At 69.6% G+C, this 26,372-nt stretch carries 24 protein-coding genes and 1 riboswitch; of the genes, 6 read left to right on the top strand and 18 right to left on the bottom strand.

Annotated elements, in window-relative coordinates; genetic code table 11:
* The 4 genes from BUC15_RS20355 to BUC15_RS07270 all read left to right on the top strand — a co-directional run.
* On the top strand, positions 1-221 hold a 221-nt coding region (locus tag BUC15_RS20355), incomplete at its 5' end, for a hypothetical protein (protein ID WP_217652146.1).
* A 260-nt stretch (positions 222-481) separates the two neighbouring features.
* Positions 482-1,594 carry a THUMP-like domain-containing protein gene (locus tag BUC15_RS07290; RefSeq protein ID WP_073186871.1) on the top strand — a complete coding sequence of 371 codons (1,113 nt, stop codon included), beginning with the start codon at positions 482-484 and terminating at the stop codon, positions 1,592-1,594.
* Positions 1,595-1,689: 95 nt separating this feature from the next.
* On the top strand, positions 1,690-3,528 hold the full coding sequence (locus BUC15_RS19020) for a sigma-70 family RNA polymerase sigma factor (protein ID WP_084189430.1): 1,839 nt from the start codon (positions 1,690-1,692) through the stop codon (positions 3,526-3,528).
* A 253-nt stretch (positions 3,529-3,781) separates the two neighbouring features.
* Positions 3,782-4,264 carry an NUDIX hydrolase gene (locus tag BUC15_RS07270; protein ID WP_073186870.1) on the top strand — a complete coding sequence of 161 codons (483 nt, stop codon included), beginning with the start codon at positions 3,782-3,784 and terminating at the stop codon, positions 4,262-4,264.
* Positions 4,265-4,270: 6 nt separating this feature from the next.
* On the opposite strand, the gene BUC15_RS07265 is transcribed toward BUC15_RS07270, so the two are convergent.
* From BUC15_RS07265 to BUC15_RS19385, 18 genes are all read right to left on the bottom strand, one after another.
* Entirely contained in the window at positions 4,271-5,008 is a 738-nt protein-coding gene (locus BUC15_RS07265; protein WP_073186873.1) for an ECF transporter S component, read from the bottom strand.
* Positions 5,009-5,040: 32 nt separating this feature from the next.
* Complete coding sequence (locus BUC15_RS07260) at positions 5,041-6,663, bottom strand: ABC transporter ATP-binding protein (RefSeq protein WP_073186869.1); 1,623 nt, start codon at positions 6,661-6,663, stop codon at positions 5,041-5,043.
* Positions 6,660-7,823, bottom strand: coding sequence for a CbiQ family ECF transporter T component (locus BUC15_RS07255; RefSeq protein ID WP_073186868.1), 1,164 nt, complete (start codon positions 7,821-7,823; stop codon positions 6,660-6,662). Before BUC15_RS07255 ends, BUC15_RS07260 begins: the two co-directional genes overlap by 4 nt.
* Positions 7,824-7,826: 3 nt before the next feature.
* Positions 7,827-8,483 carry a hypothetical protein gene (locus BUC15_RS07250; RefSeq protein WP_073186867.1) on the bottom strand — a complete coding sequence of 219 codons (657 nt, stop codon included), beginning with the start codon at positions 8,481-8,483 and terminating at the stop codon, positions 7,827-7,829.
* A 74-nt stretch (positions 8,484-8,557) separates the two neighbouring features.
* Positions 8,558-10,243, bottom strand: a complete 1,686-nt coding sequence (locus BUC15_RS20350; protein ID WP_073186866.1) for an Ig-like domain-containing protein — start codon at positions 10,241-10,243, stop codon at positions 8,558-8,560.
* A 212-nt stretch (positions 10,244-10,455) separates the two neighbouring features.
* Positions 10,456-11,148 (bottom strand): hypothetical protein, encoded by a 693-nt coding sequence (locus tag BUC15_RS07240; protein WP_139280138.1) that lies wholly within the window; start codon positions 11,146-11,148, stop codon positions 10,456-10,458.
* Positions 11,145-12,092: a vWA domain-containing protein gene (locus tag BUC15_RS07235; RefSeq protein ID WP_073186864.1), complete on the bottom strand. Its 948-nt coding sequence runs from the start codon at positions 12,090-12,092 to the stop codon at positions 11,145-11,147. The genes BUC15_RS07240 and BUC15_RS07235 overlap by 4 nt, the downstream gene beginning before the upstream one ends.
* Positions 12,089-13,057: a VWA domain-containing protein gene (locus BUC15_RS07230; RefSeq protein ID WP_073186863.1), complete on the bottom strand. Its 969-nt coding sequence runs from the start codon at positions 13,055-13,057 to the stop codon at positions 12,089-12,091. The genes BUC15_RS07235 and BUC15_RS07230 overlap by 4 nt, the downstream gene beginning before the upstream one ends.
* The gene (locus BUC15_RS07225; RefSeq protein ID WP_073186862.1) at positions 13,048-13,509 is read right to left on the bottom strand and encodes a DUF4381 family protein; all 462 of its coding nucleotides are present in this window, start codon (positions 13,507-13,509) and stop codon (positions 13,048-13,050) included. Before BUC15_RS07225 ends, BUC15_RS07230 begins: the two co-directional genes overlap by 10 nt.
* Complete coding sequence (locus BUC15_RS07220) at positions 13,499-14,377, bottom strand: DUF58 domain-containing protein (RefSeq protein WP_073186861.1); 879 nt, start codon at positions 14,375-14,377, stop codon at positions 13,499-13,501. Before BUC15_RS07220 ends, BUC15_RS07225 begins: the two co-directional genes overlap by 11 nt.
* Positions 14,374-15,366, bottom strand: coding sequence for an AAA family ATPase (locus BUC15_RS07215; protein WP_139280137.1), 993 nt, complete (start codon positions 15,364-15,366; stop codon positions 14,374-14,376). Before BUC15_RS07215 ends, BUC15_RS07220 begins: the two co-directional genes overlap by 4 nt.
* Positions 15,359-16,222 carry a hypothetical protein gene (locus BUC15_RS19395; RefSeq protein WP_139280136.1) on the bottom strand — a complete coding sequence of 288 codons (864 nt, stop codon included), beginning with the start codon at positions 16,220-16,222 and terminating at the stop codon, positions 15,359-15,361. Before BUC15_RS19395 ends, BUC15_RS07215 begins: the two co-directional genes overlap by 8 nt.
* Positions 16,219-17,616 carry an ATP-binding cassette domain-containing protein gene (locus BUC15_RS07210; protein WP_073186860.1) on the bottom strand — a complete coding sequence of 466 codons (1,398 nt, stop codon included), beginning with the start codon at positions 17,614-17,616 and terminating at the stop codon, positions 16,219-16,221. Before BUC15_RS07210 ends, BUC15_RS19395 begins: the two co-directional genes overlap by 4 nt.
* Positions 17,609-18,607, bottom strand: a complete 999-nt coding sequence (locus BUC15_RS07205) for a hypothetical protein (protein ID WP_073186859.1) — start codon at positions 18,605-18,607, stop codon at positions 17,609-17,611. The genes BUC15_RS07210 and BUC15_RS07205 overlap by 8 nt, the downstream gene beginning before the upstream one ends.
* Complete coding sequence (locus BUC15_RS07200) at positions 18,600-19,523, bottom strand: hypothetical protein (RefSeq protein WP_073186858.1); 924 nt, start codon at positions 19,521-19,523, stop codon at positions 18,600-18,602. Before BUC15_RS07200 ends, BUC15_RS07205 begins: the two co-directional genes overlap by 8 nt.
* The gene (locus BUC15_RS19390; RefSeq protein ID WP_139280135.1) at positions 19,520-20,644 is read right to left on the bottom strand and encodes a hypothetical protein; all 1,125 of its coding nucleotides are present in this window, start codon (positions 20,642-20,644) and stop codon (positions 19,520-19,522) included. The genes BUC15_RS07200 and BUC15_RS19390 overlap by 4 nt, the downstream gene beginning before the upstream one ends.
* 69 nt (positions 20,645-20,713) lie before the next feature.
* A riboswitch (cobalamin riboswitch) is annotated at positions 20,714-20,833 on the bottom strand.
* Complete coding sequence (locus tag BUC15_RS07190) at positions 20,831-21,169, bottom strand: inorganic pyrophosphatase (RefSeq protein ID WP_073186856.1); 339 nt, start codon at positions 21,167-21,169, stop codon at positions 20,831-20,833. It overlaps the preceding riboswitch by 3 nt.
* Before the next feature lie 139 nt (positions 21,170-21,308).
* A complete protein-coding gene (locus tag BUC15_RS19385) occupies positions 21,309-23,036 on the bottom strand; it encodes a hypothetical protein (protein WP_139280134.1) in 1,728 nt (575 codons plus the stop codon).
* Between the two features lie 298 nt (positions 23,037-23,334).
* Here BUC15_RS19385 and BUC15_RS07175 point away from each other — a divergent pair, with 298 nt between their 5' ends.
* On the top strand, positions 23,335-25,857 hold the full coding sequence (locus BUC15_RS07175) for a PEP/pyruvate-binding domain-containing protein (RefSeq protein ID WP_073186853.1): 2,523 nt from the start codon (positions 23,335-23,337) through the stop codon (positions 25,855-25,857).
* Positions 25,858-26,067: 210 nt separating this feature from the next.
* Positions 26,068-26,364: a co-chaperone GroES gene (gene groES, locus BUC15_RS07170; RefSeq protein WP_068750747.1), complete on the top strand. Its 297-nt coding sequence runs from the start codon at positions 26,068-26,070 to the stop codon at positions 26,362-26,364.
* Positions 26,365-26,372: the final 8 nt, after the last annotated feature.

Raw genomic sequence — 26,372 nt, 5'->3', positions numbered from 1 at the left:
CGCCCGAACCCACCGACGACTGGGGCCAACCACTCAACCGCACGACCTGGGATGAACCACCCACACCCCCGACATGGGCAGAGTCGCCCACACCCTCGACATGGGCAGAGTCGCCCAAGCACACCGACGACCGGGACCAGCGTTACGCCGTTGCCCCTGAACCCGAAGACGACCCCTGGCACCCGCACGCCTGGGGACCAGCCGAACCCCGAGCCGGATGAACCCCCGGCCGGTTGAGCCCGGCCCCGCGCGACGCGGTTGAGTCGGCCCCTGCTGTTGGTTGAGCCGGGCCGTGAGCGCCAGCGAACGCCCGTGTCGAAACCATCGTGACGTTCTGGGTGCCTCTCCAAGGCGCTGTGCTCGGGATTCTGCACCGTGGGTCAGGTGGTACGCCCACGCCTGCTCGCAGAGCTCGCTGGGCGGCTCAACCGGCCGGGGGTCTGAGGCGGCTGCCGCTCGGCCTATCGGTAGCCTGGAAGCCATGACGCAACGCGACGAGGCACTCAGGGCCGCGATGGCGGAGGCGGACCCATCCTCGCTCGGCGCGGGGGAGCGGCTCCGACGGCGGTTCGGCCCGGACGACGCGGCGTGGGCGCTCGGGCAGACCGTCCTGCGGCGGGCGGCAGCATCGAAGTTTTCCCGGCCCGACGAGATGCTGTTCACCCGCGACGGTCTTGAACAGGCCAGTCGGGAATCCGTGGCACGCTGGCGCGCCGCGAGGTTCGTCGAGGCCGGCGTAGAGGAGGTCTGGGATCTGGGGTGTGGGATCGGCTCGGACGCGATGGCGTTCTCGGAGGCAGGCCTCCGGGTGGTGGCGGTCGATGCCGATGCCGAGACCGCAGCCGTGGCCGCACACAACCTCGCGCTCGTCGGCCGCGGCGACGTCCGGGTCGGTCTCGCCGAGGAGTCGGAGCCTCCTCCGGGTGCGGCGATCTTCCTCGACCCGGCCCGGCGCACAGCCAAAGGCCGGACCTGGAACGTAGCCGACTTCACACCGCCTTGGGAGTTCGTCCTCGACCAACTGGCCTCCGACCGCTTCGTTGCGGTCAAGCTGGGGCCAGGCGTGCCGAAGGAACTGATCCCCCAAGGGGTGCTTGCGGGCTGGGTGAGCGAACATGGCGACGTCGTGGAGGCGACCCTCTGGAACCGCCTGGGCCCGGGTACCGAGGCCGTCGTGCTGCCACACGTTCTGCATCCAGGCGCGACGGCACCGCTCGACGTCAGACCCCTCGGCCAGTACCTGATCGAACCCGACGGCGCCGTGATCCGGTCAGGTCTGATCGCGGACGTAGCCCCAGAGGCCGACGTGTGGCTGCTTGACCCGCACACCGCCTACCTGTCCTCGGACGAGCCGGTCGACTCACCTTTCGCCACCACGTTCAAGGTGCTCGATGTGCTCGGTTTCGACGTTCGGGCACTTCGACGCTACGTCGCCGAACACGGCATCGGCACGCTTGAGATCAAGAAGCGTGCCATCGACGTGGACCCGGCGCTCCTACGCAGGCAACTGAAACCCAGGGGACGGGGCTCAGCAACGATCATCCTGGCACGCACGCTCATGGGAACGCGGGCCGTCATCGCCGCTCGGATCTGAGTGGCCCACGCGGCGTACGTCCTGTGGTCGGGGTGGACGGTGTGTCGGTCTATCATGGGACTGATTGATTCCCCAGGGGAACAAGGGAGTGTGCAATGGAACAGTCGGACGGTGCCCCGGCTGAAGCTGCCCTGCTCGCGCGCTGCCGATCTGGCGACCGCGCCGCGTTCGACACCCTGTTTCGTCAGTACTACGCCTCGGGTGTGCGCTTCGCTGCCAGCATCAGCAGTTCGCTCGACCCGGAGGACGTGACCGCCGAGGCGTTCGCCCGGATCTGGTCCGCGTTCCGCGGCGGTGGGGGGCCGGATCGGGCCTTTGCGGCCTACCTGCGCACGAGCATCCGCAACGTTGCGACCAACACCGCCACCCGCAGCCATGAGGCCTCGACAGAGGATGACCACCTCGATCACTGGATGAGGCGCGAGGCCCGGGTGACCGACGACGGCTTCAGCGCCGCGATCGCCGAACACGAACTGGTTGCCGAGGCCCTTGACACGCTGCCCGACAGATGGCGCAACGTGCTCTGGATGGTCGACGTGGAGGGACGGCGCACCGCAGACGTGGCTCGTGACCTGGGCATGACGCCCAACGGCACCACGGCTCTCACGAAGCGCGCCCGCGTTGCGTTGGGTCAAGCCTGGCTTCAAGCCCATGTCGAGACGCGCGGCGGGAACGACGAATGCGACTGGGTGCTGGCACACATGGCGCGGCACACCCGTCGCACCCTGAGCTCGGCCCAGACGGAGCGGCTCGAACGGCACCTGGACGAGTGTGACTCGTGCGAGCGCGCCTCCCACAGGCTCGCGCACCTCGCGGTTTCGTTGCGGATCGTGGCCCTCATCGGCGGCGGGTCAATGGCCGCGGCCGTGGCTGCGTCGGCGCTGGACCCGACCACTGCCGCGGCAGACGGCAGGGCTACCGAGGGTCCCAGCGGGGCGCAGGCCTCGCATCCCGCTCACGTACAAGTGACGGGCAAGAGAAGGGGGAAGCCTTCCAGGAGCGTTCAGGTCGGTGTGGTGGCTGCGGGGGCCGTGGTCGCAGGCGTGGTGATCGCCGTCGCTGCTTCCTCCTCGCCCCCGGACGCGGCAGGGCCACTACCGCAGTCGCTCACCACGTCGATCGGCCCCGGCAGCGGCGGTACTTCCACCAACAGTCCATCCCCAGGCGCCGACGCCACTGCGGGATCGCAGCCTTCGGTATCCGAGACGGAGGCTTCCGTGGCCCCGGTCGGGTCGACACCCACCGCGACGTCGACGGCGACTTCGAACCGCCAGCCGGGCAGCGGGCCTTCCTACCGGCGACCCGGGCAATCCACCACCACCGGTTCCCGACCGTCGGCCACCACAGCACCGACCCTACGACCGGTCGTTCCGATTCCTCCAGCCATCACTGTCACGCCGAGCACCACGCCCACCTCGGATCCCACCCCCACGTCGAACCCCACCCCCACGTCGAACCCCACCCCCACGTCGAACCCCACCCAGGCTTCTCCGACGCCTAGCCTCACGCCGAGCGCGAGGCCAACCCCCGCACCGACGCCTACGCCCACGCCCACGCCGACACCGACACCGACGCCTACGCCTACGCCCACGCCGACGCCAACGCCTACGCCGACGCCGACACCGACGCCGACGCCGACACCGACGCCCACCACCGACCCATCGGCACGGCCCGTGATCGGGGTCACCGTCACCGACAGCCTCGATCCCAGCCGTCCGGGCGCCGTCGTCGTTTCTGTCCGTTTCGGGTCGCCCGCGCAGGTGGCCGGGTTGCGCACCGGGGACGTGATCACGGCCGTGGACGGCGCACCGATCACCGATGCTGCCGGGGCCGTCGCGAGGATCCGGGAAGGTCGGGTCGGTGAATCCATGACCTTGGGCGTGCTGCGCGGCGACGAGGCCCTCACGATCGTGGTCGTCCCCGAGGCCGGCTGACGCCTGATAGGGATGAGAAAAAGAAATTCTGGAAATTTCTCGTCGGTCGCGTCACATTCCGTCAGGTGCCGTGTCTGTTTAGTCAGGTGACCTTGGCAACGTAGATGCAATTGGGGGATCAGCGAGGCAAAGGCACTCAAGAGGAGAGTCGCCGTGACGGCCCGGGGCAGGTGCCCCGGGCCGTCGACCAGTTCCAGCCAAGGAAGTCCACATCAGCGGAAGGGCAGCGGCGCCCGCGTACTATCGTCTGGGCATGCCCTACGCGCCCGAACTCACCACGCTGGCCTACGTCACCTCACCCGACCGTTCGAAGGTCCTGCTCGTGCATCGCATCGCCCGCGACTCAGACGAACAGCTGGGCAAGTACAACGGTCTCGGCGGCAAGGTCGAGCGCGACGAGGACGTGGTGGCCGCCATCCGTCGCGAATTGCGCGAGGAGGCTGGCATCGAGGCGACCGCGCTCACCATGCGAGGCACGCTCTCCTGGCCAGGGTTCAACGGCCGAGACGTGTTCGGTTTCGTTTTCCTTGTCACGGCCTTCACAGGCGACGTCCCGGCATCCAACGACGAGGGGACCCTCGCATGGCACGACGTCACCACCATGATGGAACTGCCGATGTGGGACGGCGACCGTCACTTCCTGCCCCTCGTGTTCGACGAGACGATCGGCCAGTTCCACGCTCTGCTGCCCTACGACGGCGGCCACAACACAGGGTGGCAGGTGAGCGTCCTCTGAGCGGGCTCAGGCCGCCTCTGTGAAGTTTCCGCGACGGTTCGCGCGGCGCAGGATCCGCAGCATCGGCAGCCCGATGACGCACAGGGTCAAGATGGTGGTCAGTGCCCGGCCAAGGTTCCAGCCCATCCCAGTGGCCAGGCTGAACAGCACGAAGCGGTGCAGATTTTCAAGGAACGGGGCGCCCGCCACGTAGCTCAGATCCGTGGCCAGGCCCAGGTTGAACGGCCAGAAGGACAGGTCGACCAGGCTTCCGTACAAGATCGTGGAGACCCCCGCATAGCAGCTGAGCACCGCGATCTCGGCCCAGCCGGTCGCCCGTGGCAGGAACCCGGCCCCCATTGCGACGAAGGACGCCGCCAGGAGCTGATAGGGAAGCCAAGGGCCCACCCCGCCCGTGAGTAGGGCCGAGGTGAACAACGTGGTGCTGCCCAGCAGGAACCCGAAGGTCGGGCCGAACACCCGTCCACCGAGGATCAGCGGCACGAACACAAACTCGATGCCGGCGGTCCCCGCGCCCAACGGCCTGGCCAGCGCGCCGAGCGCGGACAGAACCCCGAGCATCGCCAGGGATTTGACGTCGATGGTGCCGCGGCTCAGTTCGGACACGACGATACCGAGGAGCACAGGAAGCAACACCGCGAAGATGAACGGAGACTGGCTGTTGCCGTCCAGCGTCGCAGCGGGCGCGACGATCAGTGGCCAGATGAAGGCGAGCAGGCCTGCGAGCCCGGCAATCGTCAGCATCGCAACTGAGACCCGGTCGGGTCGACCGTTGTTCACGGCCTGACCGCCTGCAAAGCCAGTGCCTTCTTGACCTCCGCCACCGTCAGCACGTCGTGCGGATAGAACACCTTGGCGACCTGTGGCGAGTTACTGGGGGAGGCACAGCACACCGTCCGGGTCGGTCCGTCGGCGACGACCTCGCCTTCCGCCAGGACGATGCACCGCTCGGTCGTCTGTGCCGCGAACTCGACGTCGTGGGTTGAGATGACGACGCAGGCACCCTGCTCGGCGAGCCGCCTGACGATGCCGGTCAGCTCGGCCTTCATCTGATAGTCGAGGCCACGGGTCGGCTCATCGAGACAGATCACGGCCGGGGAGGCCGCCAGTTGGATGGCTAGCACGAGCGCGAGGCGCTGACCTTCGGACAGGTCGCGCGGGTTCCGGTCATCCGGCAGATCGACGCCGAGGGTGGCCAGGATCGACCTGGTGGTGCCGGGCGCCGCTTCCGATTCCCGGTCCGCCTGGTGCAGTTCCTCGCCGACGGTCGGCAGGTAGAGCAGGTCGGCGGGGGACTGGGGAACCAGGCTGACGAGGCGGCGTGCCTCCGAGTCGGAGGCGGTGCGCGGGTCGACATCCCTGACGGCGAGTCGCCCGGTGCTGGCGACCGCGCCCTGCAACGCCCACATCAACGACGACTTCCCGGACCCGTTGCGCCCCATCAACGCGACGATGCTGCCCGCGTGCAGCTCAAGGTCAACCTCGACGGCCCTGAGGTCGCCGTAGTGGACAGCCAGATCGCCGGCGGTCAACACCGGGGTGAGTCCTTCGGCCCGCCAGGACACCGCCAGCACCGGCAGGTTGGGGAGGTCGAGGTGTGGCCCTTCGGTGGCCACTTTGCGTCGCGCATCGCGCACGCTCGTCTCGACCTTCGGCCAGCCGAGTGCCTCCGAGATCTGGGTGAGTGGGGGCTTCACGTCGGCGATGCCGAGGATCTCTGCGGTGGGCCCGAACACCGCCCGGGCGTCGCCAGGCAGCCAGATCGCCGAATCGGCGGCGTGCATCACCCGCTCAAGTCGGTGCTCGGCCAGCACCACGGTGAGGCCGACGTCGTGGACCAGCGTCGTGATCGCCGCGAGCACGTCCTGCGCGGCGGTGGGGTCGAGCGCCGACGTCGGCTCATCCAGCACCAGCACCCGAGGTTGGGCTGCCAGCACCGCGGCGATCGCGACCCGCTGCTGCTGCCCACCGGACAACTCGACGAGTGCGCGGCGACGCAGATCGGCGATGCCCATCAGATCGAGCGTCTCCTCGACCCTCTTGCGCATGGTGACGGGATCGAGGCCCAGTTGCTCCATCCCGTAGGCGACCTCATCTTCGACGACGTCGGTGCAGAAACCTGAGAGCGGGTTCTGGCCGACGTAGCCGACCAGGTCGGCCAGTTCCCGGGGGCGACGGCCGGTGACGTCCACGCCGCCGATCCGCACCCGACCGGCCATCGTGGCGCCCGTGGTCATCGGGACCAGAGCGTTGATGCAGCCGAGCAGCGTCGACTTTCCCGTGCCCGTGCGGCCGACGACGACGCAGAGGTCCGACTCCCGGATGGTGCCGGTCACGTCGGAGAGCACCGGGCTGGTTGCCTCGGGCTGGGTGATGGACACGTGGTCGAACTCGATCATGGCGACTTCCTGGGGGCTGGGGTGGTGAAGCCGGGGACGACCAGCGCGAGTGCGGCGACGACGGCGAGCGGGGGGAGCGTCGGCCAGCGCACTGGCGTCTGCATCGAGTTCATCTCACCGGGAACCCCGAGGCTGGAGATCAGCCACAAGATGACCAGGAGTGCGACTCCGCCGCATGCGACGGTCACATTCTCCGGCGACCCCCACGGTGCGGGGCGGTAGCGCGTCACGCCCAGCTGTCGACCCGAGACGCGAAGCCCCCAGACCGCGAGCGCCACCGCAGACCCGATCAGGACGACGGCCAGCCAGGCTGCGGTGCTCAACCCTAACCAGCCCGGTGTCGTCCCTGGGACCGCGAGCAGCACGTAGGTGCCGAACAGGACTGCCAACAGCGCGCCGAGCAACTGCCGACGGCCACGCCGCTGCTCGCCCGTTGTGCGGGTGCGACCGTACCCCCGTGCCTCCATGGAGGTGGCAAGCTGCAACGAAGCCTCGACGGCGTCCTCGATGACCGGCAGCACGGTGCCAGGCAGGGCGCTGAGGCCCCGACGCCGCCCACCGCGCAACCGTTGCCCGCGCCGCACGCGGTGGATCGAGGCGATCATCTGCGGTATCAGGGCCAGCGCGATCACCACGGCGGTCGAGATGTCACGCAGCGCGGCCGGCACCGACTTCAAGGCGGTGCGCGGGTTGGCCAGCGAGTTCGCGGCACCAACGCACAGCAGCATGACGGCTATCCGGACGGCGTCGAACAGGGCGACCGCCAGCCCGTCGAGCGTGACTGGGCCACCCAGAGTGATCCCGGCCGCCCAGGCGGGCAACTCGACCGACGGCAGGGTGAAAAGCACGGTGCCGGTGCGTACTCCTCCGATGACGATCTGGAAGAACAGCCTCATCACCACGATCACCAGCGCCAGGAACAGGTAGACCTTGAGGGAACGCGCCCAGGGCGCGTCGGTGCGACGCAGCAGCACCACCACCACGACGGAGGCGGCGATCAGGGCGATCACGATCGGGTTGGTGGTGAGGCTGACGGCGGCGCTCGCGCAGATGGCCCACCCCCACCACGCCCAAGGGTGGAGTTGACGCACCGGCCGGTGTTCCCACTCGTGTGGGACGGCCGGGTCGGCCTGGGCGACGCGCGGAACCAGACGGGGCACGGCTCAGCGGCCGCCCGTGGCCTTCGGGCCGGCGGAGCGGCGCCTGCGCTGCACGACGACGAGGGCGGTGACGACCAGGACGACCGCCACGCCTGTGGTGATCAGGGCCCAGGGGGTCCCGCCTGGAATGCTGACTGCAGCATTCTGCGTGACTGGAAGGTCGGTGACGGTCGTGCCGGTGGGCGGGGCCACCTGCTGGCCACCCTGCACGATGTTCAGTTGAGGGGGGGTGCACTCCTTGGCCTCGGCGGTCGCGAAACACCAGGCCTCGATGGCGCCGCCCTCAGGCTTGGAGGCCTGCGGTCCCAACTCCGAGTAGGTGTACTCCTGCCCGGGCGCACCCTGGAAGTAGGCCCAGTAGGAGCCGTCGAAGGTTGCGGGGCACGTCTCGGGATGATCCGACATGGAGCAGATCATGCGGCCCTTGCCGAACTGCATCCTGATTCCACCGTCGGCCAGCGCCTGCTCCCCGCTCGGGGGATTGCCGACGCACTGGTTGGCGAGGGGCTCGCCCTCTTCGGTGACCACGAGGAGCCACACCTGCCCCTGGGCCAGGCAGGTGCCGATCTCGTTGTCGACGTCGTCGGCCTGGGATGGCGCGGCACCGAGGCCGACGAAGGCCATGAGGGTGAAGGTGATGAGGGCGAGCACTTTGCGCATACCGATTCTCCTTTACAGAACCTGCCAAGAATAAGCGGTGGGCACCGGTTCGGTGCCCACCGCGAGCCGGTGCATCAGTTGAAGCGCACCATGTTGTTGAAGATCTCCTTGGTCGTCCACCTGAAGGCACGACTGCCGTTGGAGGTGGTGTAGGACTCGATGATTCGGGCGGTGGCGAAGCTGCGGCAGCCGTTGGCTCCGGTCAGGGCCGTGTCGCATTCGGTGCGCCACGTGCGGCCGTCGGACGCAGTCCAGCTGATCTTCGCACCCCGCTTGCCATACCCGCCGAGCGGGTTGGTGGTCCAGGCCGAACGGGCCGATGCCTTGTAGGTCAGGTTGTTGAAGGCCCAGCCGGTCGACTGCACGAACCGTCCGTTTACCTGCGAGACGGTGGTCGCCTGGATTTCGGTGCGGCAACGCTCGGTGACCGAGTACTTCTCACACGTGGTGCGCCAGAGGCGACCGTTGTAATTGTGCGTGCCGGGGGTGGTGTAGACGTCGAACGGCTCCGCGGCCTTCGCGACGGTGACCCTGGTGGAGGCACGCACACCCGAACCGTCGGCCGCGGTGGCGGTGACGGTCGCCGTCCCTGCTTTCACGCCGGTGACGGTGCCGTTGGTGTTGACGGTGGCGACGGCGGCGTCGCTGGTGGCCCAGGTCAGGCTCTTGTCGGTGGCGTTGGCGGGGGTCACGGTGGCGGTGAGCGCTTGCGACCTGCCCGCAGTGACGGCCAGCGTCGCCGGGAGGGTGATCCGGGTCACCTTGACGGCCGGACGCAGCTTGGCGGTCGCATAGCCGGTGCCGGTGACGGCGAAGATGGCCTGCACCGTGGCTCGCAGATCGTCTTTGCTGCCCATGCGTGTCGCGGACCAGGCGGACTGGGACCTGGTCGCGGCCTGTTCCCGTTTCATGGCCCGTCGCGGAGATTCGGTGCTGACGCCCGCCTCGTTGAGCGCGGAGGCGAGGATTCCGGTGGAGTTTGACGATGCCCCGTCGGTCCCGTTAGGGCTGGCGATCCAGAAGTGGTCACCCTGGGCGTCGGTGCGACGGTTTGCCGGGTTGGCGGCCCACGCCTTGGCCCCGTCGAGCCGGGACTGCGCCTGTACCTTTACGGTGGATGAGACCTGGTTCGAGCGGGTGAGCAGCAGCATGGCCGAGACCCCGACGCCCGTGTAGTCGGGATCGCCCTTGGCCTGGCCGGACGCCCAGCCGAAGCCCCCGTCACCACTGACGAACATCCGGCTCATCAGGTAGTCCATCCCGGCTGCGCTGACTTCGTCGAGCCGGTCGATGCGGGCCAGCGCGATGACTGAGAGGTAGCCGCCCCATGCCTGGGGGACGTTGCGGGCCTCGATGAGTGCGATGAGTTCGGTGGCCAGGTCGCGCCCGGTGCCGAGGAAGTGGGCCGGGTCGGCGACCCCTGCCATGTCGGCGGTCAGGATAAGTTTGGCGAGCCCCTGGCCACCCTGGCTGGTGACGTAGGCGGGGCCGATCTGCCTGAGGGTGGTGAGCATCTGGTCGATGGTGCCGTGGTGGGAACCCGCCGACGAGAGCGCCATCACGCCGTCGGCCAGAAGCCCGGCGTCGGTGCGGCTGTAGCGGCCGGCGTCCCACTCGCCCGCGATCCAGGTTGCGGCCCGGGTGATGGACTGCTGATCTGAGATGAGGGTGTCGGCCTTGGCGGGGGCAGCGGTGAGGAACGTGCCGAACAGCACGGCGAGCGCCGTGACAAGGGGTATAAGGATGCGTTTCGGAGACACGGGTGGGTGGACCTTTCTGCCTCGGGACTGTGAGAGCCAGGCTGAAGGCCCGGTTCATCCGTAGTCCACGACGGATGAGTAACTGGACAAGGTCAGTTCGGGTTCCCGGCTCCGGCCAGAGGGCCGTCACGGTTGCGGGTCAGCGCTGGATTCTCACCAGATTCCCCGAGAATGACGCGATCACCCTAACACCTGGCTCATCGAAGGCTTGGTCACCAGTTCTTCTCACCATCGGAGGAATCGCTCCTGGTCTGCTCATCGAGAGCCTGCTGGCGCTGTTGTTGTGCCTGGAGTTGGCGCTGGTTCAGCTGGGCGGTTTCGTCGCGCTGCTCCTGCTGCTCGTCAGGTGCCTCGGGAACGGTGGTCGAATCCGACTTGCTCTCGATCCTCTGCCTGGTCTGATTCCACTGCCCCTCAAGCTCGCCGCTCCGACCGGCTTCATCGCCTGCCGCGGCGTCGTCTGCGCCGCACGGGGCGGCCGAGAGGATGAACTGCGCCTGTTGGAGCCGGGCGACCGAACCGATCGGATCGTCCCCGGTGGCGAGGGCATCGGCTGCGGCCTCAAGCGACCAGGCCCAGTTGAGCCGGATGCGGCACTGGGCACTCGACGGGGCGAGTTCTGCTGCGCGTTCGAAACTGCCCGCGGCCGCGTCCCAAAGCCTCAGCCGGTACTGTGCGGTGCCCAGGTCGAACGGCGCGACCCAGCGTTCCACGATGGAAACGCGCTCGGCGAGAGTGAAGCTCTCCGCCGCGGCAGCGTGGTCCTCGGCCGCGCTCTGCCTTAGGCCGACCTGGACGGCTCCGAGTTGCAGGCCGAGCCACGCGGCGGCCACCAGTAGCAGGAGCGCCGGAATGGTCGTGGCCGCCAGCCAGCGGCGGGCCGCCACCTGTCTGGCAGTTCTCACTGTCGGGCCTCCTTTCGGGCGGAGCGGTAGCGTCGGGCGGCGTCGATGGTCGCCAGGCAGACGGGGACGAGCGCCACGGCGGCAGGAACCCAGGCAAGGGAGGCGCCACCGCCGGAATCGCCGAGCACCGCAGGGGCCGGGGCCGGCAGACTGGAGGAGAAGCCGCCAGGTGCGCTGCGGTGCTCGTAGACGCCGCCGACCTGCTCGGCGATGGTGCGCAGGTTCTCTTCGTCGAGGTGTGAAAGCTGCACCGCTCCGTTCCGGGTGACGAGGTCCTCTGAGTCGGGGCTCTGACGCATCTGCCCACCTTCCTCGGTGCCGTAGCCGAGCACGATTGCCGCGGAGAGCTGATCCTGGATGGAGGCGAACGATCCCGGTGGATCGGGCGAGGTCTGTTCGCCGTCGCCCAGGTAGAGAAACAGCCTGCGCGCCTCGGGACGCGCGGAGGCGGAGGCGGTGAGCAGCTCCTGGGCGAGGGGGGCGGCGTCGGCAATGTCGGAGCCGTTCCCGAAGCTCTCCTCCCGCCAGCCTAGGGTCGAGGCCAGCGAAACGACGGCTCTGGCGTCGGTGGTCCAGGGCACGGCGACGGTGGCCACGTTGTCGCTGGTGATCACCGCGAAACGGGCCGGGCCCAGGTCGGACACGAGGGCGGCGAGGTCGGCGGCGACCCCCTCCATCCTTGGGCGGTTCCCGTCATAGTCCTCGGCGCCCATCGAGGTGGTCCGGTCGACCACGATCACCACGTCGAGGCCTGCCGGTGCTTCGGAATCCTCCTCGGCGCTCCGGCCCGGCTGGAGGCTGGAGAGCCCGGTGAGTGCAAGCACGGCCGCCACCGCCCACCAGGCCGAGAGCCGGAGCACCTTCCACGAGGCGCCGAGGACCAGCCAGGCGACGAGCAGCAGGGCCGCGGAGGCGACCAACCACCAGATCGGGTCGATGGTCATCGCCAACCTCCCGCGCGTCGCCCGACGGCCCAGGCCACGCCCCACCCGGAGGCGCCCAACAACATTGCCAAAGCCCCAGGCCAGACGAATGGGGTGGCACCGGGCAGCGCCACGCCCTCCAGCGCCTTGCGCTCCTGGGAAAGGACGCGGTCCTCAATCGTCGAGACAGCCATGTCCGGGCTCAGCAGCAGCACGTCGCCACCGGTCTGGCGGAGGGCATCGGTGAGTTCGGCCGTCACACTCGGCGTGTTGTCGGACGGCACGATCCCGGCCACCAGCACCCCCCTCTCCGAGGCCTTGGCGATCGCCTGGTCGAGCGTGAAAAGCGGCTGCCCGGCGACCTGGTTGTCGGTGGCCAACACGACGGTGCGCGAGCGGTCCTGCTCGGGCACATCGAAGCGGTTGACGCAGGAGGCGAGACCGTCGCCGATCAGGGAGGTGCCCGTCCCGATCTGGGTGCCAGGCACGATGCTGCCGTCCAACAATTCGCGGGCCTGGCCCAACTGATCGGTGATGAAGGCGGCATCGTCGGTGAGCGGGAAGAGGGTGACTGCCGAAGCGTCGAAGACCACGAAACCGATGCGCTCGCCTTTGAGGTTTCCGGCCAGATCGAGATAGGCGTCGATCACCTGACGGTCGACCGGTGCCATCGACCCGGACACGTCGAGGCACAAGACGATGTCGCGGTTGCTCCGTTGCTCAGACGACGGATCGGTTCGGACCGGCAGGGCAAGGAGCCAGGCGATGCCGGTGGTGGTGATCGCCAGGCCAGCGAGCTGCAGCGCCAGAAGCCTCGCCTGGCCGCGGGCAAGGGTCCGGAACCGGGGGAGGACCCGTAGCCTCGCGGCCCCCGCGATCGGAGCGCCGTCACCGGGGCGGGGAAGCCCTCGTAGGAGGCCGAGCGCGAGGGCGGCGAGGCCGATCAGCAGCACGGCCAGGCCAAGGAGGGGATGCGTCAGCGCCATGCGAGGATCACCTCCCGTGCCCGCTCAGCCAAGGCGGCCACCTCGGCCTCGGTGGCGCTCCGGTAGGCGAGCCGGTCGACCGTCGCGGAGATCTCGAACACCTCAACCAGGTCCGGGTCCTTTGCGGCGGCGATGCGCAACTGTGCGGTGGTCTGGTAATCGGCGTCACCGTCGACGGCGACACCCGCGAACCTCCGGACGGCCCGCCCGATGAGCCTTGCCTGCTCCATCGGGTCGCCCTGGTCGGCGGCCGCAATCTCGCCGAGGGCGGCGGCGCGGAGCCGCACGAGCGAGTCGTCAACCGGCGTCTGCTCGACCCTGCTCAGCGTGCGCCAGCGCAGCAACCCAACGACGGCGAGCCCGGCCCCGACCAGGACCAGGCTCGCGAGGACGAGCCACCACCACCAGGCCTGCGGCACGGCCGGGTGCAGTTCGAGCAACTCAGCCGGCATGCCTCAGCCTCCTTGCCACCGACAGCACGTCAGCGGTTACCGAGCCCGGGTCGTTCAGTTCGGTGTGGATGACGCCCAGCCGGTTGAGCGCCTCTGCCCTCGCCTCCGAGCGCGACCGGGTCTCCGCCGCCAACTGGGCGTGCAGCTCGGCGTCGTCGAGCCACCCGGGCAGGTGGGAGCCGGTGGCGAGATCCAGCAGCGGGCCCTCCAGTCCCTCGACGGTCGGGTCGATGTCTGGCACGGTGATCCAGATCACCTGGTGCTGCGCAGCCAGGCGACGGATCCGGGCGACGCTCTGCGGGTCGATGTCCACATCGTCGGCGATCACCGCGACCAGCCCACGCCGTCGAAGCGCGGTGGCCGCGGTGGCCAGCAGGCGGTCGAGGTCGGTCGGCCCGGCCGCCGGGGAGACGACGCCCTCGATCAGGCCGAGTTGTCGCTCGAGCTCGACCAGCCTGGTCGTGGGGCGACCCGACGCGACCGCGCCGTCCTGCCACCACAGGGTGCCCGTGTAGTCGCCGAAACTGGAGGCCAGCACCCCGAGGGTCGCGGCGGCATCGAGCGCCACGTCGAGTTTCCGCGCGCCACCGGGAGCCAGGCCCGCGAGGTCGAGGCCGGTGGCGACCACCAGCAGCAGCACCAGATGTCGCTCGGCGACCTGGCGTTTGACGAGCATGGTGGTGCTTCGTGCGCTGGCGCGCCAGTCGATGTCGGCGACATCGTCTCCTTGCACGTATTCGCGCAGGTCGAAGAAGTCGAGGCTGCGGCCGACGTGCAGGGACGCATGCACGCCGTCGAGCCGTCCGGCGACCTTGTGGCGCACGGCCAACGCGACGGCCTGCCTGATCCTGCGGACGCGTGCGGTCACGGTGTGGGGACCGCCGCGAAGACATCGTCGATGAGGGACTCCGGCGCGACCCGCTCCGCGAGCGCCTCGAACGAGAGCAGCAGCCGGTGCCGAAGCACAGGGTGACGCATCCCGGTCACGTCGTCCGGGATGACGTGGTCGCGGCCGTCGAGGAGCGCCGAGGCCTTCGCCGCCAGCAGGAACGCGATCGCGCCGCGCGGGCTCGAGCCATGCTCGATCCAGCGGGCCTGTCCACTGTCCAGGAAGTCCCCCGGACGGCGGGTAACGTTGACGATCTCGACGATGTAGCGCTTGATCGGGTCGGCGACCCGCACGGCCGCGGCCAGCCTCTGCAGCTTGAGCAGGTCGTCCGTTCCGCACACCGCGGGGCCGGGGTCGGTGATCGCGCCGGTCTCCACGCGGTGCAGCACCTCGATCTCATCGTTGGGGATGGGGTAGTCGATGACCTCCTTCAGCAGGAAACGGTCGAGTTGCGCCTGGGGCAGGACGTAGGTGCCTTCCTCCTCGATCGGGTTCTGGGTGGCGAGCACCACGAACGGGTCAGGCAGCCGGTAGCTGGTGCCGCCGACGGTCGTCTGCCGCTCCTGCATCGCCTCCAACATCGCCGACTGGGTCTTGGCGCTGGACCGGTTGATCTCATCGAGCAGGATGAAGTTCGCGTGAACCGGGCCGAGTTCTGTGACGAATCCCTTGGTCGACGGATCGAAGATCTGGCTTCCGATGATGTCGCTCGGCAGCAGGTCGGGCGTGCACTGGACGCGCGCGAACGAGGCGGAAAACGAACTCGCCAATGTGCTCGCGGCGAGGGTTTTGGCAAGGCCTGGTACCGATTCGAGCAGCACATGCCCAGAGCTGAGCACGGTGGTCAGCAGCGACCTGAGCAGCCGTTCCTGCCCGACGACGACCGAGGAGAAGCGCGTGGCGAGCGCGCCGAGCGTTACCTCTGCCCATTCGAGGTCGGCTGGGCCGAGGACGGGGTTTTCAGTCATCCGGGTCTCCTTGTTTCGGGATCCATAGGTCGGTGATCGAGGCCGAGTCTGTGCGGCGCTGCATGGTTCGCGGCGAGATCCGCCGCGCCGGTGTGACGGCGACCTCGCCGGGAAGATGCCTGGTGTCGAACCCCTGCCGCAACCACCAGAGCATTGGCCCTCCCACGATGGAGAAGACCACCGCGGAACTGATGCCGCGGGTGAGGTCGTAGCCGAACGAGGTTGCCCACGAGTACTGGAGGAGCCGGGTGAGCGCGTCGAGCGGGGGCGCGCCGGAGACGAACGCGCCGACGTCGGCGCCTGTCTCACCGGCCCACCCGGTCAGGTTCAGCAGCAGGCCGCTCAGCACCCCCAGGGGGAGGCAGAGCAGGGCCCCGAGCAGCCAGGCGGTTCGCGTCGACAGTGGGCGCACGGCAGCCCCGGCCAGGCCCCACAACCCCCAGACGAGGACCTGCCCGACCAGCTGCGGCGCGATGGTGCCACCCGCAGCGGCCGAGATGAGCGCGGCGGCAGAGCCGGTCAGGAAGCCGGTGGGGCCACCGAGCAGCGCTCCCGCGACCAACGGGAAGACGAAGGCAAACTCAACACCGCTGGCCCCGGGATGCAGGAAGGCCGACGACGTGACGGCGCAGGCGACGAGCAGCGGCACCGGGGCGTAGGGGCTAAGCGTCCGCCCGGCCTTCAGCCACAAGGTGTAGCCGAGGAGGATGAGCAGGCAGACCTGCGCGCCGAGCAGCCACGGGGCCTCCGCCGAGGCCGTGGCCCGGTCCGCGACGGTTCCCGAAGACCACACCGGCCAGCCCAACCACACCAGGGTGAGTGCGGCGGTGAGGAGCGTCACCAGCCAGCCGGTCACCGCGCCACCGCCAGGGCTTCGATGACGTCGCCCAGCCGGATGGCCGACAACCCGGGGAAGGCGCGCGAGACGAGCGGACGTTCCGGCAGGTGGGGCAGGACGGCCCTTGGCGAGCCGAAGGACACGAGGCGGGCGCCGTCGACGATCAGGATGCGGTGGCAGGAGCGGACGAGGAACTCCACGTCGCGCGTCGTGACGATCCGGATGCCCGACGAGCCGCGGGCCAGCTCGCCCTGGGCACGGATCTGCCCGGCCTGGTCGAGGCCGAGTTGGGGATGGGGCAACCAGAGCGGGAGCGTCGTGTCGTGGGCGAGGAGAAGCCGGAGTGCGGCCACCTCACCGTCGCTGTGGGTCGCGATGGGGCTGCGCGGGCGGATCCCGTCGACCTGGCTGAGCCTCGACCTCGTGTCGGTGCGATGAGCACGGTCCCATTGCAGGCAGAGCGACTCGGGCGTCAACTCCGACGGCAGCAGGCTGGGCACCCGCACCCCTTTCAAGGCCTGCGTCAGCCGTCGGGCCACCGGCTCGGACCTGCCTGCCAGGTTGACCACCCCGACGCTCTCCCCGGGGCGGATGTCCAGCCCGCCGTCGCTCTCGAGCCCCAGCATCTGCAGCGTCACCCGGCGACCCTGCCCGCTGAACCGTGGCTGGCCGATCGGGGTGACTCTTTCGATGTGGGGGAGTGCCCCGATCAGGCTTTCCGGTGTCCGTGGGGCCGGGGGAGCGACCCGGGCCAGCCTGGAGAGGGTGGCCAGCGTCGGCTCACGCACGCTTCCCGGCCTCCAGCCGGCGACGGTGACGGATGCGGTGTCGGGCTCGACGATGGCGTCGGCGAACTCCCACACGCAGTCGAGTCGGTGCTCGGCCCAGAGCACGTGCGCGCCGAGCCGGGCGCGGTCGCGAAGCGCCCTCCCGAGACGTTCCCGCCATTTGGCCGACAAGGCCCCGGCGGGCTGGTCGGCCAGGACGATGGGTCGACTTGGACCGTGTTCCAGGACCGCCACGCCCAGTTGCCCGGCCAGATCGGGGGGCAGGGACGAGACCGGCCAGTCGACGTGGTCGTCGAGCCCGTACCCGACCGCCGACACGCGGTGAGCCGCAAGCACCTCCGCGACGCTCCGGGGGTCTTCGGGGAACTGCGCCACATAGAGTTGCCTGGCCAACACCTCGTCGAGGTTGCCCGTCAGCAGGCTGCGCCCATCCAGCAGCACGTCCCCAGTCGTGCGTGCCCCCGGAGGCAGGCAACGGTTGATCAGACGGAGGAGGGAGGTCGTTCCGGTACCCGACGGCCCGACCAGTGCGGTGACGGTGCCGGCCTCGGATCGGAAACCGGGGTGCCGGTGAGCCACCCCACGCCGCGGCAGCCACACCGACGGATTGCGCAACTCAAGCATCGGCCATCCCCCGCGGTTCGAGCACGGCAGCGACGGGCAGGACCAGCGTGGCCACCACCCAGACATAGGGCACCTCGCCCCAGCCGTCGGCCGGTGACCACGTGAGGCCGATCCCCGGAACCCATGCCCTCGCCGACACGACGGCCAGCAGAGCGAAGCCGATCAAGGTCGTCGACCACTGGCCAGGTGCCTTGGCCTGGGCGGCCACCAGCAGCGGCAGGCAGGCCAGAACCGCTAGGTCGAATGCAGACAACCCGCTGGTCAGCCAGCCGGGGAGCACATCGGTGAGCATCACGACGGGTAGGGCGAGCAGGCAGGTGAGCGTAGCGCCGCGCAGCACCGCGAACGGGGCCGGGCCCTCGTCCCGGTCGACCAGCGCCGCGCCACGGATCGCCCCCGCCCAACGCTCGGCGGGAGTCGAACGTGAGCCCTGGCCCCGCTGGATCCCGGCCCGGAGCCAGGCGGCCTCAAGGGATTCGCCGAGGTGACACCAAGGCGCCACGATCGTTGCACCCCGCCCCAGGAATGAGCGCGCCAGCGTCGTCCACCGGGACGCGGCCACCGCCTGGTAGCCGACGCCGATCAGCCCGATGAAAGCGAAGACCCGTGCTCCCGCGGTGAGGCCGACGATCAGGGCGTCGGTCGTGAGGGGCCCGCCCAACGAGACGCCCGGGGCCGGTTGCCAGCTCGGCCGATCCAGCAGGACGAGGCCTCCCTGCTCGCCGGATAGCACGAGCGCGAGGCAGATTCGGAAGAGCGCGACCAACGTGGCGATCGACAAGAACTCCCGGTGGACGTGGCGTCGTGGCCCGCCGACAAGTTGGCCGGTGACCGCCACCCCGAGGGCGGCCGCAGCGACCACCACCGGGTTGTTGGTCGCGAGCAGGAGCGAACCGAGCCCGGCCAGCAGAGCGGCCCACCCCGCGGCGTTGCCTGAGACGATGTGCTGGACGGTGGGCTCCGCGCGTCGCGCGGCCTGGGTCTCAGTCATCGAGTCGCCCCCTCCGTCGTGCGGCCGGAACGCCGAGCACCACGGTCAGGAGGGCCGCCCCGCCGATGGCTCCGGCGACGGCTTTCACCGCGGTGCTGGGGCGTGGGGAAACCGTGACCGCCCCGCCGACCTGCTTGCCGGGCGGGGCCGGCTCGATCCAGGCCGTGCGCGCCTGCTCCTGCCCGGTGGCGCTGGGGATGGCCTCCCACGTGATCTCCGCCGTGCCCGACGTCAGGTTGCGTAGCCGGAACGTGTACGGCTCGGCACTGAGCCCCCGGGGGATGACGTAGCGCACGATGGCGGCCTCGTCCGGGCGCCTGGCAGGTTCGTTGGCGTCGTCGGCGGCGGTGGCATCGTGCCAGGCGCCCGCGTCGTCCAGATAGTCCACGGCGAACTTCGATCCCGGGATGGTCCCCATGATCGCCAACTCAAGCGTCCTCCCGACGGGCTTCTGGTCCCCGTAGCCGTCACCGAGCAGCGTGGGGATTCGGCTACCGAAGGGAACCCAGCCGCCGACAGCGTCTGGCAGGGTGGCAAGCGTCACGCCGTCGAGGCTGATCAGGGCCCAGCCGCCGGCCAGGTCGTCGTCGACGGGAGGGACCCCGAGACTGGTGCTGACGCTGCCAGCCGAGCCGACGAACACATCATCGCTCAGCCCGATGGGCGTGAGCGCCGTCACCTGGGAGCCCTCCATGGTCGCCGCGTACAGCACCACCTGGACCCGTGCGCCCGGGTTGCCTTTGACGGTGACCGGGAAGGTCGCGCCTTCCCGCATCCAGGAGTCGGAACGGACCGCGCACCCGTCGGGGGCGTTGTCACACAAAGCGGAGACCTGCTCCGGCGGGGCCGCGGCGGCAAGCATTGCAGGACAGAGCAGGAGGATGGCCGCAAGGAGGGCGGTGAGTCGGAGCCTCATTCGTCCTCAATTCCGGCGGGGGCGGGAGGACGCAGGCCCCTCACAGTGAAGCCCACGCCTCCGACGGCGAGCATCGCCAAGGCGGCGATGGTCGCCAGGGGCGACCATCCGGGCACCGCGGCCCCCGACTGATCCTGCGCGCGTGTGCGCGCGGCGTTCTCCTGCCCCCAGACCGGTGAGGGATCGGGCGTCGGGGGCTGGGGGGAAGGCGCGGCGGATACAGGTGGAGGCGTGGCCGTGGCCGGGTCGGGTGTGGGGGCCTGGCTGGGCGACGAGGCCCTGGCCTGGGTCTGGCTGGGTGACGAGGCCCTGGCCTGGGTCTGGCTGGGCGACGAGGCCCTGGCCTGGGTCTGGCTGGGCGACGAGGCCCTGGCCGGAGTCCGCCTCGGCGAGGTGGTACGGGTGGCAGGAGGAGGTCCTGCGGTGGTCGGTACCGAGGTCGGTTCGGACGTGGGCCGAGGCGGGCCCGAGGTCGAGGGACCGCTCGGTGCGGCGGAGGGCGACCCCGGAGCCGTCGCGCTGGCTGATGGGTTCGGCGGGGCCGAACTGCTCGGCGGGGTGGAGGGGGTCGGCGACTGGCTCGGGGACGGGGTCACCGGTGGAAGGAGCTCGGGGTTGGTTCTCGGCTTCGTCAGCTCCGGGTCGGACTCGGGGAAGAAATAGGTCACCCCGAACGCCTTGTCGATGTAGGGCGGCTGGACCATCCAACTGCTGCCCCACAACCCGGTCGTGGCGTCGCCGTCGGTGGTCACCCACCAGGGGTCATCGCCGCCCATTCCGAAGCCCTGGATGCCGTTGATCGTGTCGACGATCGAGGCCCCCGTCGCCTCGATGCCGGCCGAGTTGAGGATCGACGCAATCTCGTTTCCCGGCACGTCCACCGGCAGGGTTTCGCCGTCGCCGGACAGCGGGATGCAACGCACGAGGATGGAATTGCCGTCGGGGGAGTCGATGATGGGGGTGGGGTCGACGGCCGCGGTCCAGTCGAGCACCACGGTCAGGCCCTCGCCCTCATGGCACCACCCGGTACGGGGCCCATCATCGCCTGAGGCGGGGAGCGTCGTCGTGGCGAGCACGGCCAGAAGTGCGCAGGTGACTGCGACGGCCGGTGGCTTCCTCACCCTGCTCTCCCCCCTGCGGAATGCAGGGTGCGACGGCTGCCCGCACCACAGCGCAGTCCGCGACGCCAGTGTTTCTCGAAACTGCTGGTTGAGGTTCCCGGCTCGGCTCACGCCTCACGGTTGCGGGTCAGCGCCGGAATCTCACCGGACTTCCCTCTGGCCAACGAGGCCAAGAGTACCCACTAATCAGGGGCGGAGCAGTGTCGTCGCCAGCCGCAACTCGTCGCGCAGGAACGAGACGACCACATCCACCTCTTCTTCTGTGCAGTCGAGGAGGATCTTCAGCTCGCCGTCGCGCTTGTGGAGGTCGACCGTCGCGGCCACCGCGGCCACCCCGCGCAGCGATGCCGACCCGCGGAAGACGTCGATGCCGGAGCCGTCGCCCCCCGTGGTGCCGTCGAGATAGCCGTAGTCGATCGGGTATTCGGCGTCGGTGAAGCGGGGATGCCGGGTCCCCTTCGGCCGGTCCACCACCATGGCGTGCGAGGCCACCAACTGATTCACGGTGGAAAAGAAGTCCGACATGGACAAAATGATGCCCGCTGACCGCGACTGGTCGCCGCGCTGCCCAGCGATGGGCTCTCCCTTGATTGGAGGGGCTCAATCGGCTACGCAGACGACGACGCCCGCCGCTCGGTCGGGCGGCGGGCGTCGGTTCGGCTGGTCAGCTGAAGCGGACGATGCCGTTGAACAGCCAGCCGTTGCTGGTCACGAACTTCCAGGACCCGTCGGCCTGGCGCTGGGCCCCGACGGTGGTGGCCCAGATGAAGTTGCGGCAGCCGTTGCGGCCGGTCAGGTCGTTGTCGCACTGCGTCGACCACCGGCGCCCCTCAGCGCTGGTCCAGGTGCCCGCGTTGCCGAGCGGGTTGTCCTTCCACAGCTTGCGCGGGGAGGGCAGGTAGGTCTGGTTGTTGAACGCCCAGCCGTTGGTCTGGACGTAGCGCCCGCTCTTCAAGGCAACGGTGGTGGCCCAGATGTCGGTGCGGCACCGCGTGGTCTGCGAGTACTTCTCACAGGTGGTGGACCAGCGTCGACCATTGACGTTGTGAATGCCCGGTGTGGTGTAGACGTCGACCACACCTGGCTGGGTCGGTGTGGCGGTCGGGCTGGGCGTCCTGGTGGGAGTGGGGGCAGGGGTGGTCGGTGTCGGTGTCGGTGTCGGCGTGGGGGTGGGCGTCGGGGTCGGCGTGGGCGTCGGCTTCGGCTGTCCGACGCGGACCTCCGCGACGTGGGAGAAGGAACTGCCTGCGGCGTTGGTGCTAGTCAACCGGTACTCCCCGGTGGTCTCCTCCGTGACGGTGACAGCCAGGGTGGCCGCGGTGGCGCCTTCGACGTCGACCCATTCTCCGTCGGTGAACCGCTGCCACTGGAACGAGTCGGCGCCCGCAACCGCGGAGGTGAGGATTGCGGTGTCGCCGATGGGCTCAGAGACTGAGCCGGGCTGCGCGGTCACCGATGGCGGCTGTGCGCAGGTCAGCGCCGGGCCCCCGCTGGCGTCGGCCTTCCCGTAGCCCTTACCGGCCACCGCGAGGATCCCCTGCGTGGTGGCCATGGCGTTGGACCTGGTGGCGTTGAGCGTGCTGCCCCAGGCGCCGGTGCCGATCAGGGCCTGCTGGGCCAACATGAAGGCCTGTGGCGATTCGACGTTCGTGCCGGCTTCCGCCAGCGCGCTGGCCACCAGGCCGGTGGAGTTGGCCGGTGAGTAGGTCATCCAGAAGTAGTTACCGTCCTGCGTCCGGCGCACATCGTCGCGTGCGGTCCAGGCGATGCCCCGTTCCATGGCTGCCTTGGCGGTGGCCCGGGTCTCTGCCGACTCGACCGGAGAGTCGCCGATCAGGTTGAGCGCCGAGATGGCCATGCCCGTGTCGTCGGGCTGGGCCGTGAAGCCGGCGCCTGTGCCGTAGCCCCAGGCGCCCTCCGCCGATTGGGAGTTGAGGAGCCGGTTCAGCGCGTTGGCGGGGACTGGCTCACCCATCCTGGCGAGGGCGATGGCGACCAGGTGGGGTGCCCAGTAGGTGGTCAGCTTGTCGGCATCCGCGTCGGCGCGCAGTTGCGTTGCCCAGTTGGCCTCGCAGTCGGCCTGGGCGTAGAAGCGGGCGTCCAGGTTCGCCGCGTCGGCGGCGATCATCCGCTTGGCGTTCAGGGCGACGCTGGCGGCTGTCGGGGCGGGCAGCAGCGCGGCGAGTTCGGCCAGTTTCGCCGGTTGGGTGTCGGCTGCGGCGAGGGCGATGAGGGCGTCGGGGCTGTCCGTGCTGGTGTTGTCGGCGATCCACTGCGCTGCGGCGGCGACGCTGTCGGAGCGGGCGTCGGCCGTGGCTGAGAGTGGGAGCGAGGACAGTGTGAGCGCGGCGACGCAGCCGAGGGCTACGAGGGGTTTTCTTGGGTGGACCACGAGGGACCTCTCTGTTTTGAGGTCGGCGCGGCGCAACTCCGGCGTCCCCGCAGACCTCGACGGGTGTGTCATCAGCTTCACGGCGGGTGTTCCGGCTTTGGCCCTGGTGGGCCGTCACGGTTGCGGGTCAGCTCTGGAGTCGAACCAGATTCCCCCGGGTGGTGAAGTCGGGCACGAGGCTATCAGACGGCACGTCCCGGCTGGCCAGACCCGAAAATCCCCCGTCCGGCGCGACGGCGCTCCACAAGCGGTCCGGGGGAATAGAGCCTTGGCCGCCACGCGGATATATCGTTGGGCCATGTGCAGCAATACCGCCCTTTTCGGCGGGAAGGGCGCCAACCTCATCAGGCTCCGGGAGGCAGGGTTTCCCGTGCCGCCGTTCGCGGTGCTGGGGACCTCCGACTACGCCGAGTTCGTCGCCGAGCATCACCTGGAAAGCGAGATCGCGGCCGCGCTCAAGGAAGGCGCCGAGCCGGCCTCGCTCCGCATCAGGGCAGCGTTCCGGCAACCGATCTCCGAGGAACAGAGGGCACGCCTGATCGCCGCCGTCGGCCCGCTGGTGGAGGGGCCGGTCGCCGTCCGAAGCTCCGCGACCGCTGAGGACCTGGTCGACGCGTCCTTCGCCGGGCAGCAGGACACCTTCCTCGACGTGTGCGGGGTCGACGCGGTGCTCGGCGCCATCGTCGAGTGTTGGTCGAGCCTCTGGACCGCGCGTGCCATCACCTACCGGCAGAGCCACAGCGTCGACCCCGGCACGGTGCGCCTCGCGGTCGTCGTCCAGGAGATGGTGCCGGCCGAGGCCTCCGGCGTGCTGTTCACGGTCGACCCGTTGAGCGGGCGCCGCGACACCACCGTCATCGACGCGGTCCTTGGCCTCGGCGAGCAACTCGTTTCCGGGCAGGTGATCCCCGACCACTTCGAGGTCGATGGCCGAGGTGTGGTCACGAAGTGGCAGGTGCAGGGGGAGCGGGCGGCGCTGACCCGGCCGCAGGCATTGGAGCTGGCCGCCCTCGGCCGACGGGTCGAGGCCGCCATGGGCGCACCGCAAGACATCGAATGGACCAGGGTCGGCGACGTGCTGCAAGTGGTTCAGGCACGCCCAGTCACCAGCCTGTTCCCGTTGCCAGACGGCCCCTCGACGGCGATCTGGTTCAACTTCGGCGCCTTCCAAGGCATGTTGGAGCCGCTGACCCCACTCGGGCAGGACGCTCTGAGGTCGATCGTGAGCGGTGCGGGCACGTTGTTCGGCGGATCGGGCGACTTCCGTCGAAATGCCTACGTCAAGCCCGCGGCGGAGCGGTTGTGGATCCGACTCGACGGCGTGCTACGCACCCGTGTCGGGCGGCGGCTGGCCCCGACCCTTCTGAAGGCCGGTGACCCCAACGCCGCCGCTGCCCTGGCGGAGTTGGGCGGTGAAGGGGAGACGCCCCCCAGATCGCGTGGCAAAGCAAGCTTCCTGCGCCGGGTCGGGGGTTTCGCCCGGCGGGCGACCCCCAACCTGGTTCTGGCCGCCAGACGGCCGCAGGCGTTGCGCCGTCGAATCGATGAGGCCGGAGAGGTGCTGCTCGCCAGCCTGGACCACGACCTCCTGCGCGCCGCGAACTTACCCGATCGGGAGGGCCGCCTGCGCGGCCGGGTCGCCGCGCTCGAGGCGTTTGCTCGGGCCGCGCTCCCGACGCTGCTCCCGCTCTTCGCCCCGGTGATGGCCTTCGGAGCACTCGGCACCTTGAGGGTCCGGGCATTGGCCCGACGCTCGGGTCTGGCAGACCCGGACCAGGTGGCGCTCGGAGCGTTCCGGGCGCTGCCTGGCAATGTGACCACCGAGATGGATCTGGCGCTCTGGAAGGTCGCCGCGGTCGTGAAGTCGGACCTGGAATCGGCTCGCGCCTTCGCCGCGGAGACCCCGGCTGCGTTGGCCGACCTCTGCCGGGAGGGGCGGCTGCCGACGGCCGCGCAGCGGGCCCTGGACGCCTTCCTGAGCCGCTACGGCATGCGCGGTGTCGGTGAGATCGACCTCGGCGTACCGCGTTGGAGGGACCGGCCGGAGGGCCTGCTGAAGAGCGTCGTCGGGTATCTGGAACTCCCTGCCGAGGCCGGACCTGACGTCGTGTACGAGAGGTCGAGGCGCAGTGCCGAGGCCGACCTTGATCGACTCGCCCTGGCGGTCGGCCCGCTGCACGCCTGGCAGGTGCGGTTCCTGGGCGGGCGGGTGCGTCAGCTCTTCGGTGCCAGGGAGACGCCGAAGTTCGTCCTGGTCAGGGGACTGGGGCTCTGCCGGGAGGCGCTCCTGGCAAGCGGCGTCGACCTTGCCGGGCAGGGCATCATCCAGGCGGCAGAGGAGATCTTCCTACTGCACCTCGACGAACTCCGGGGCGCCTTCGAAGGGCCACCTCGGGTCGACGAGGTGCGCCAGCGGGCCGCGGTGAGGGAGCGCGAGCAGCGCCGCGTCCGACTCCCGATCATGGTCATGGGTGACGGCCGCGCCCGCTACGAGGGTCATGCCGGTACCGACCTGGTCGGAATGGGCGTCTCCCCAGGGGTGGTGGAGGGGATCGCGCGGGTCGTCGACCACCCGGACAACTCCGGCTTGCTGCCAGGCGAGATCCTCGTCTGCCGGGGGACCGACCCCGCATGGACACCACTGTTCCTGACGGCGGTAGGCCTCATCACCGAGGTCGGCGGGCTGATGACGCACGGCTCGGTCGTGGCACGCGAGTACGGGTTGCCCGCCGTGGTCGGCGTGGTTGGCGCGACCGGCAGGATCGCGACCGGACGCCGCATCCGGCTGGACGGCAGCACGGGCAGCGTCGAGTTGCTGTGACCTTGGGCGGAGCGTCGGCGGTGCAGGGTTCGACCTCGCGCAGATCCGTTGGCACTCGGCTTGATTGAGTGCTAACAGCGCGATAAGTTTAGGGCATTGGCACTCGACCACCTCGGGTGCTAACCGGCTGGGCGGCACCCGCGACGACGCCCAACCACCCGAAAACGAATTGGAACCGGGTAACCGGAACTTGAAAGAAAGGTGTTTGACGTGGCAACCACGATCAAGCCGCTCGAGGACCGTATCCTCATTCAGCCCCTCGAGGCCGTTCAGACCACCGCCTCCGGCCTCGTCATTCCTGACACCGCCAAGGAGAAGCCCCAGGAGGGCAAGGTCATCGCCACCGGCCCCGGCCGCATCGACGACAAGGGCAACCGCGTCCCGCTCGACGTCGCCGAGGGAGACGTCGTCATCTTCTCGAAGTACGGCGGCACCGAGGTCAAGTACGACGGCCAGGAGTACCTCCTGCTGAACGCCCGCGACATCCTCGCCGTCGTCAGCAAGTAAGGACCCTC

The sequence above is a fragment of the Tessaracoccus bendigoensis DSM 12906 genome, assembly GCF_900141915.1.
GTDB classification, from domain to species: Bacteria; Actinomycetota; Actinomycetes; order Propionibacteriales; family Propionibacteriaceae; genus Arachnia; species Arachnia bendigoensis.
Note: the sequence above shows the minus strand (reverse complement) of the source record. Positions and strands in the feature narration are given on the sequence as shown.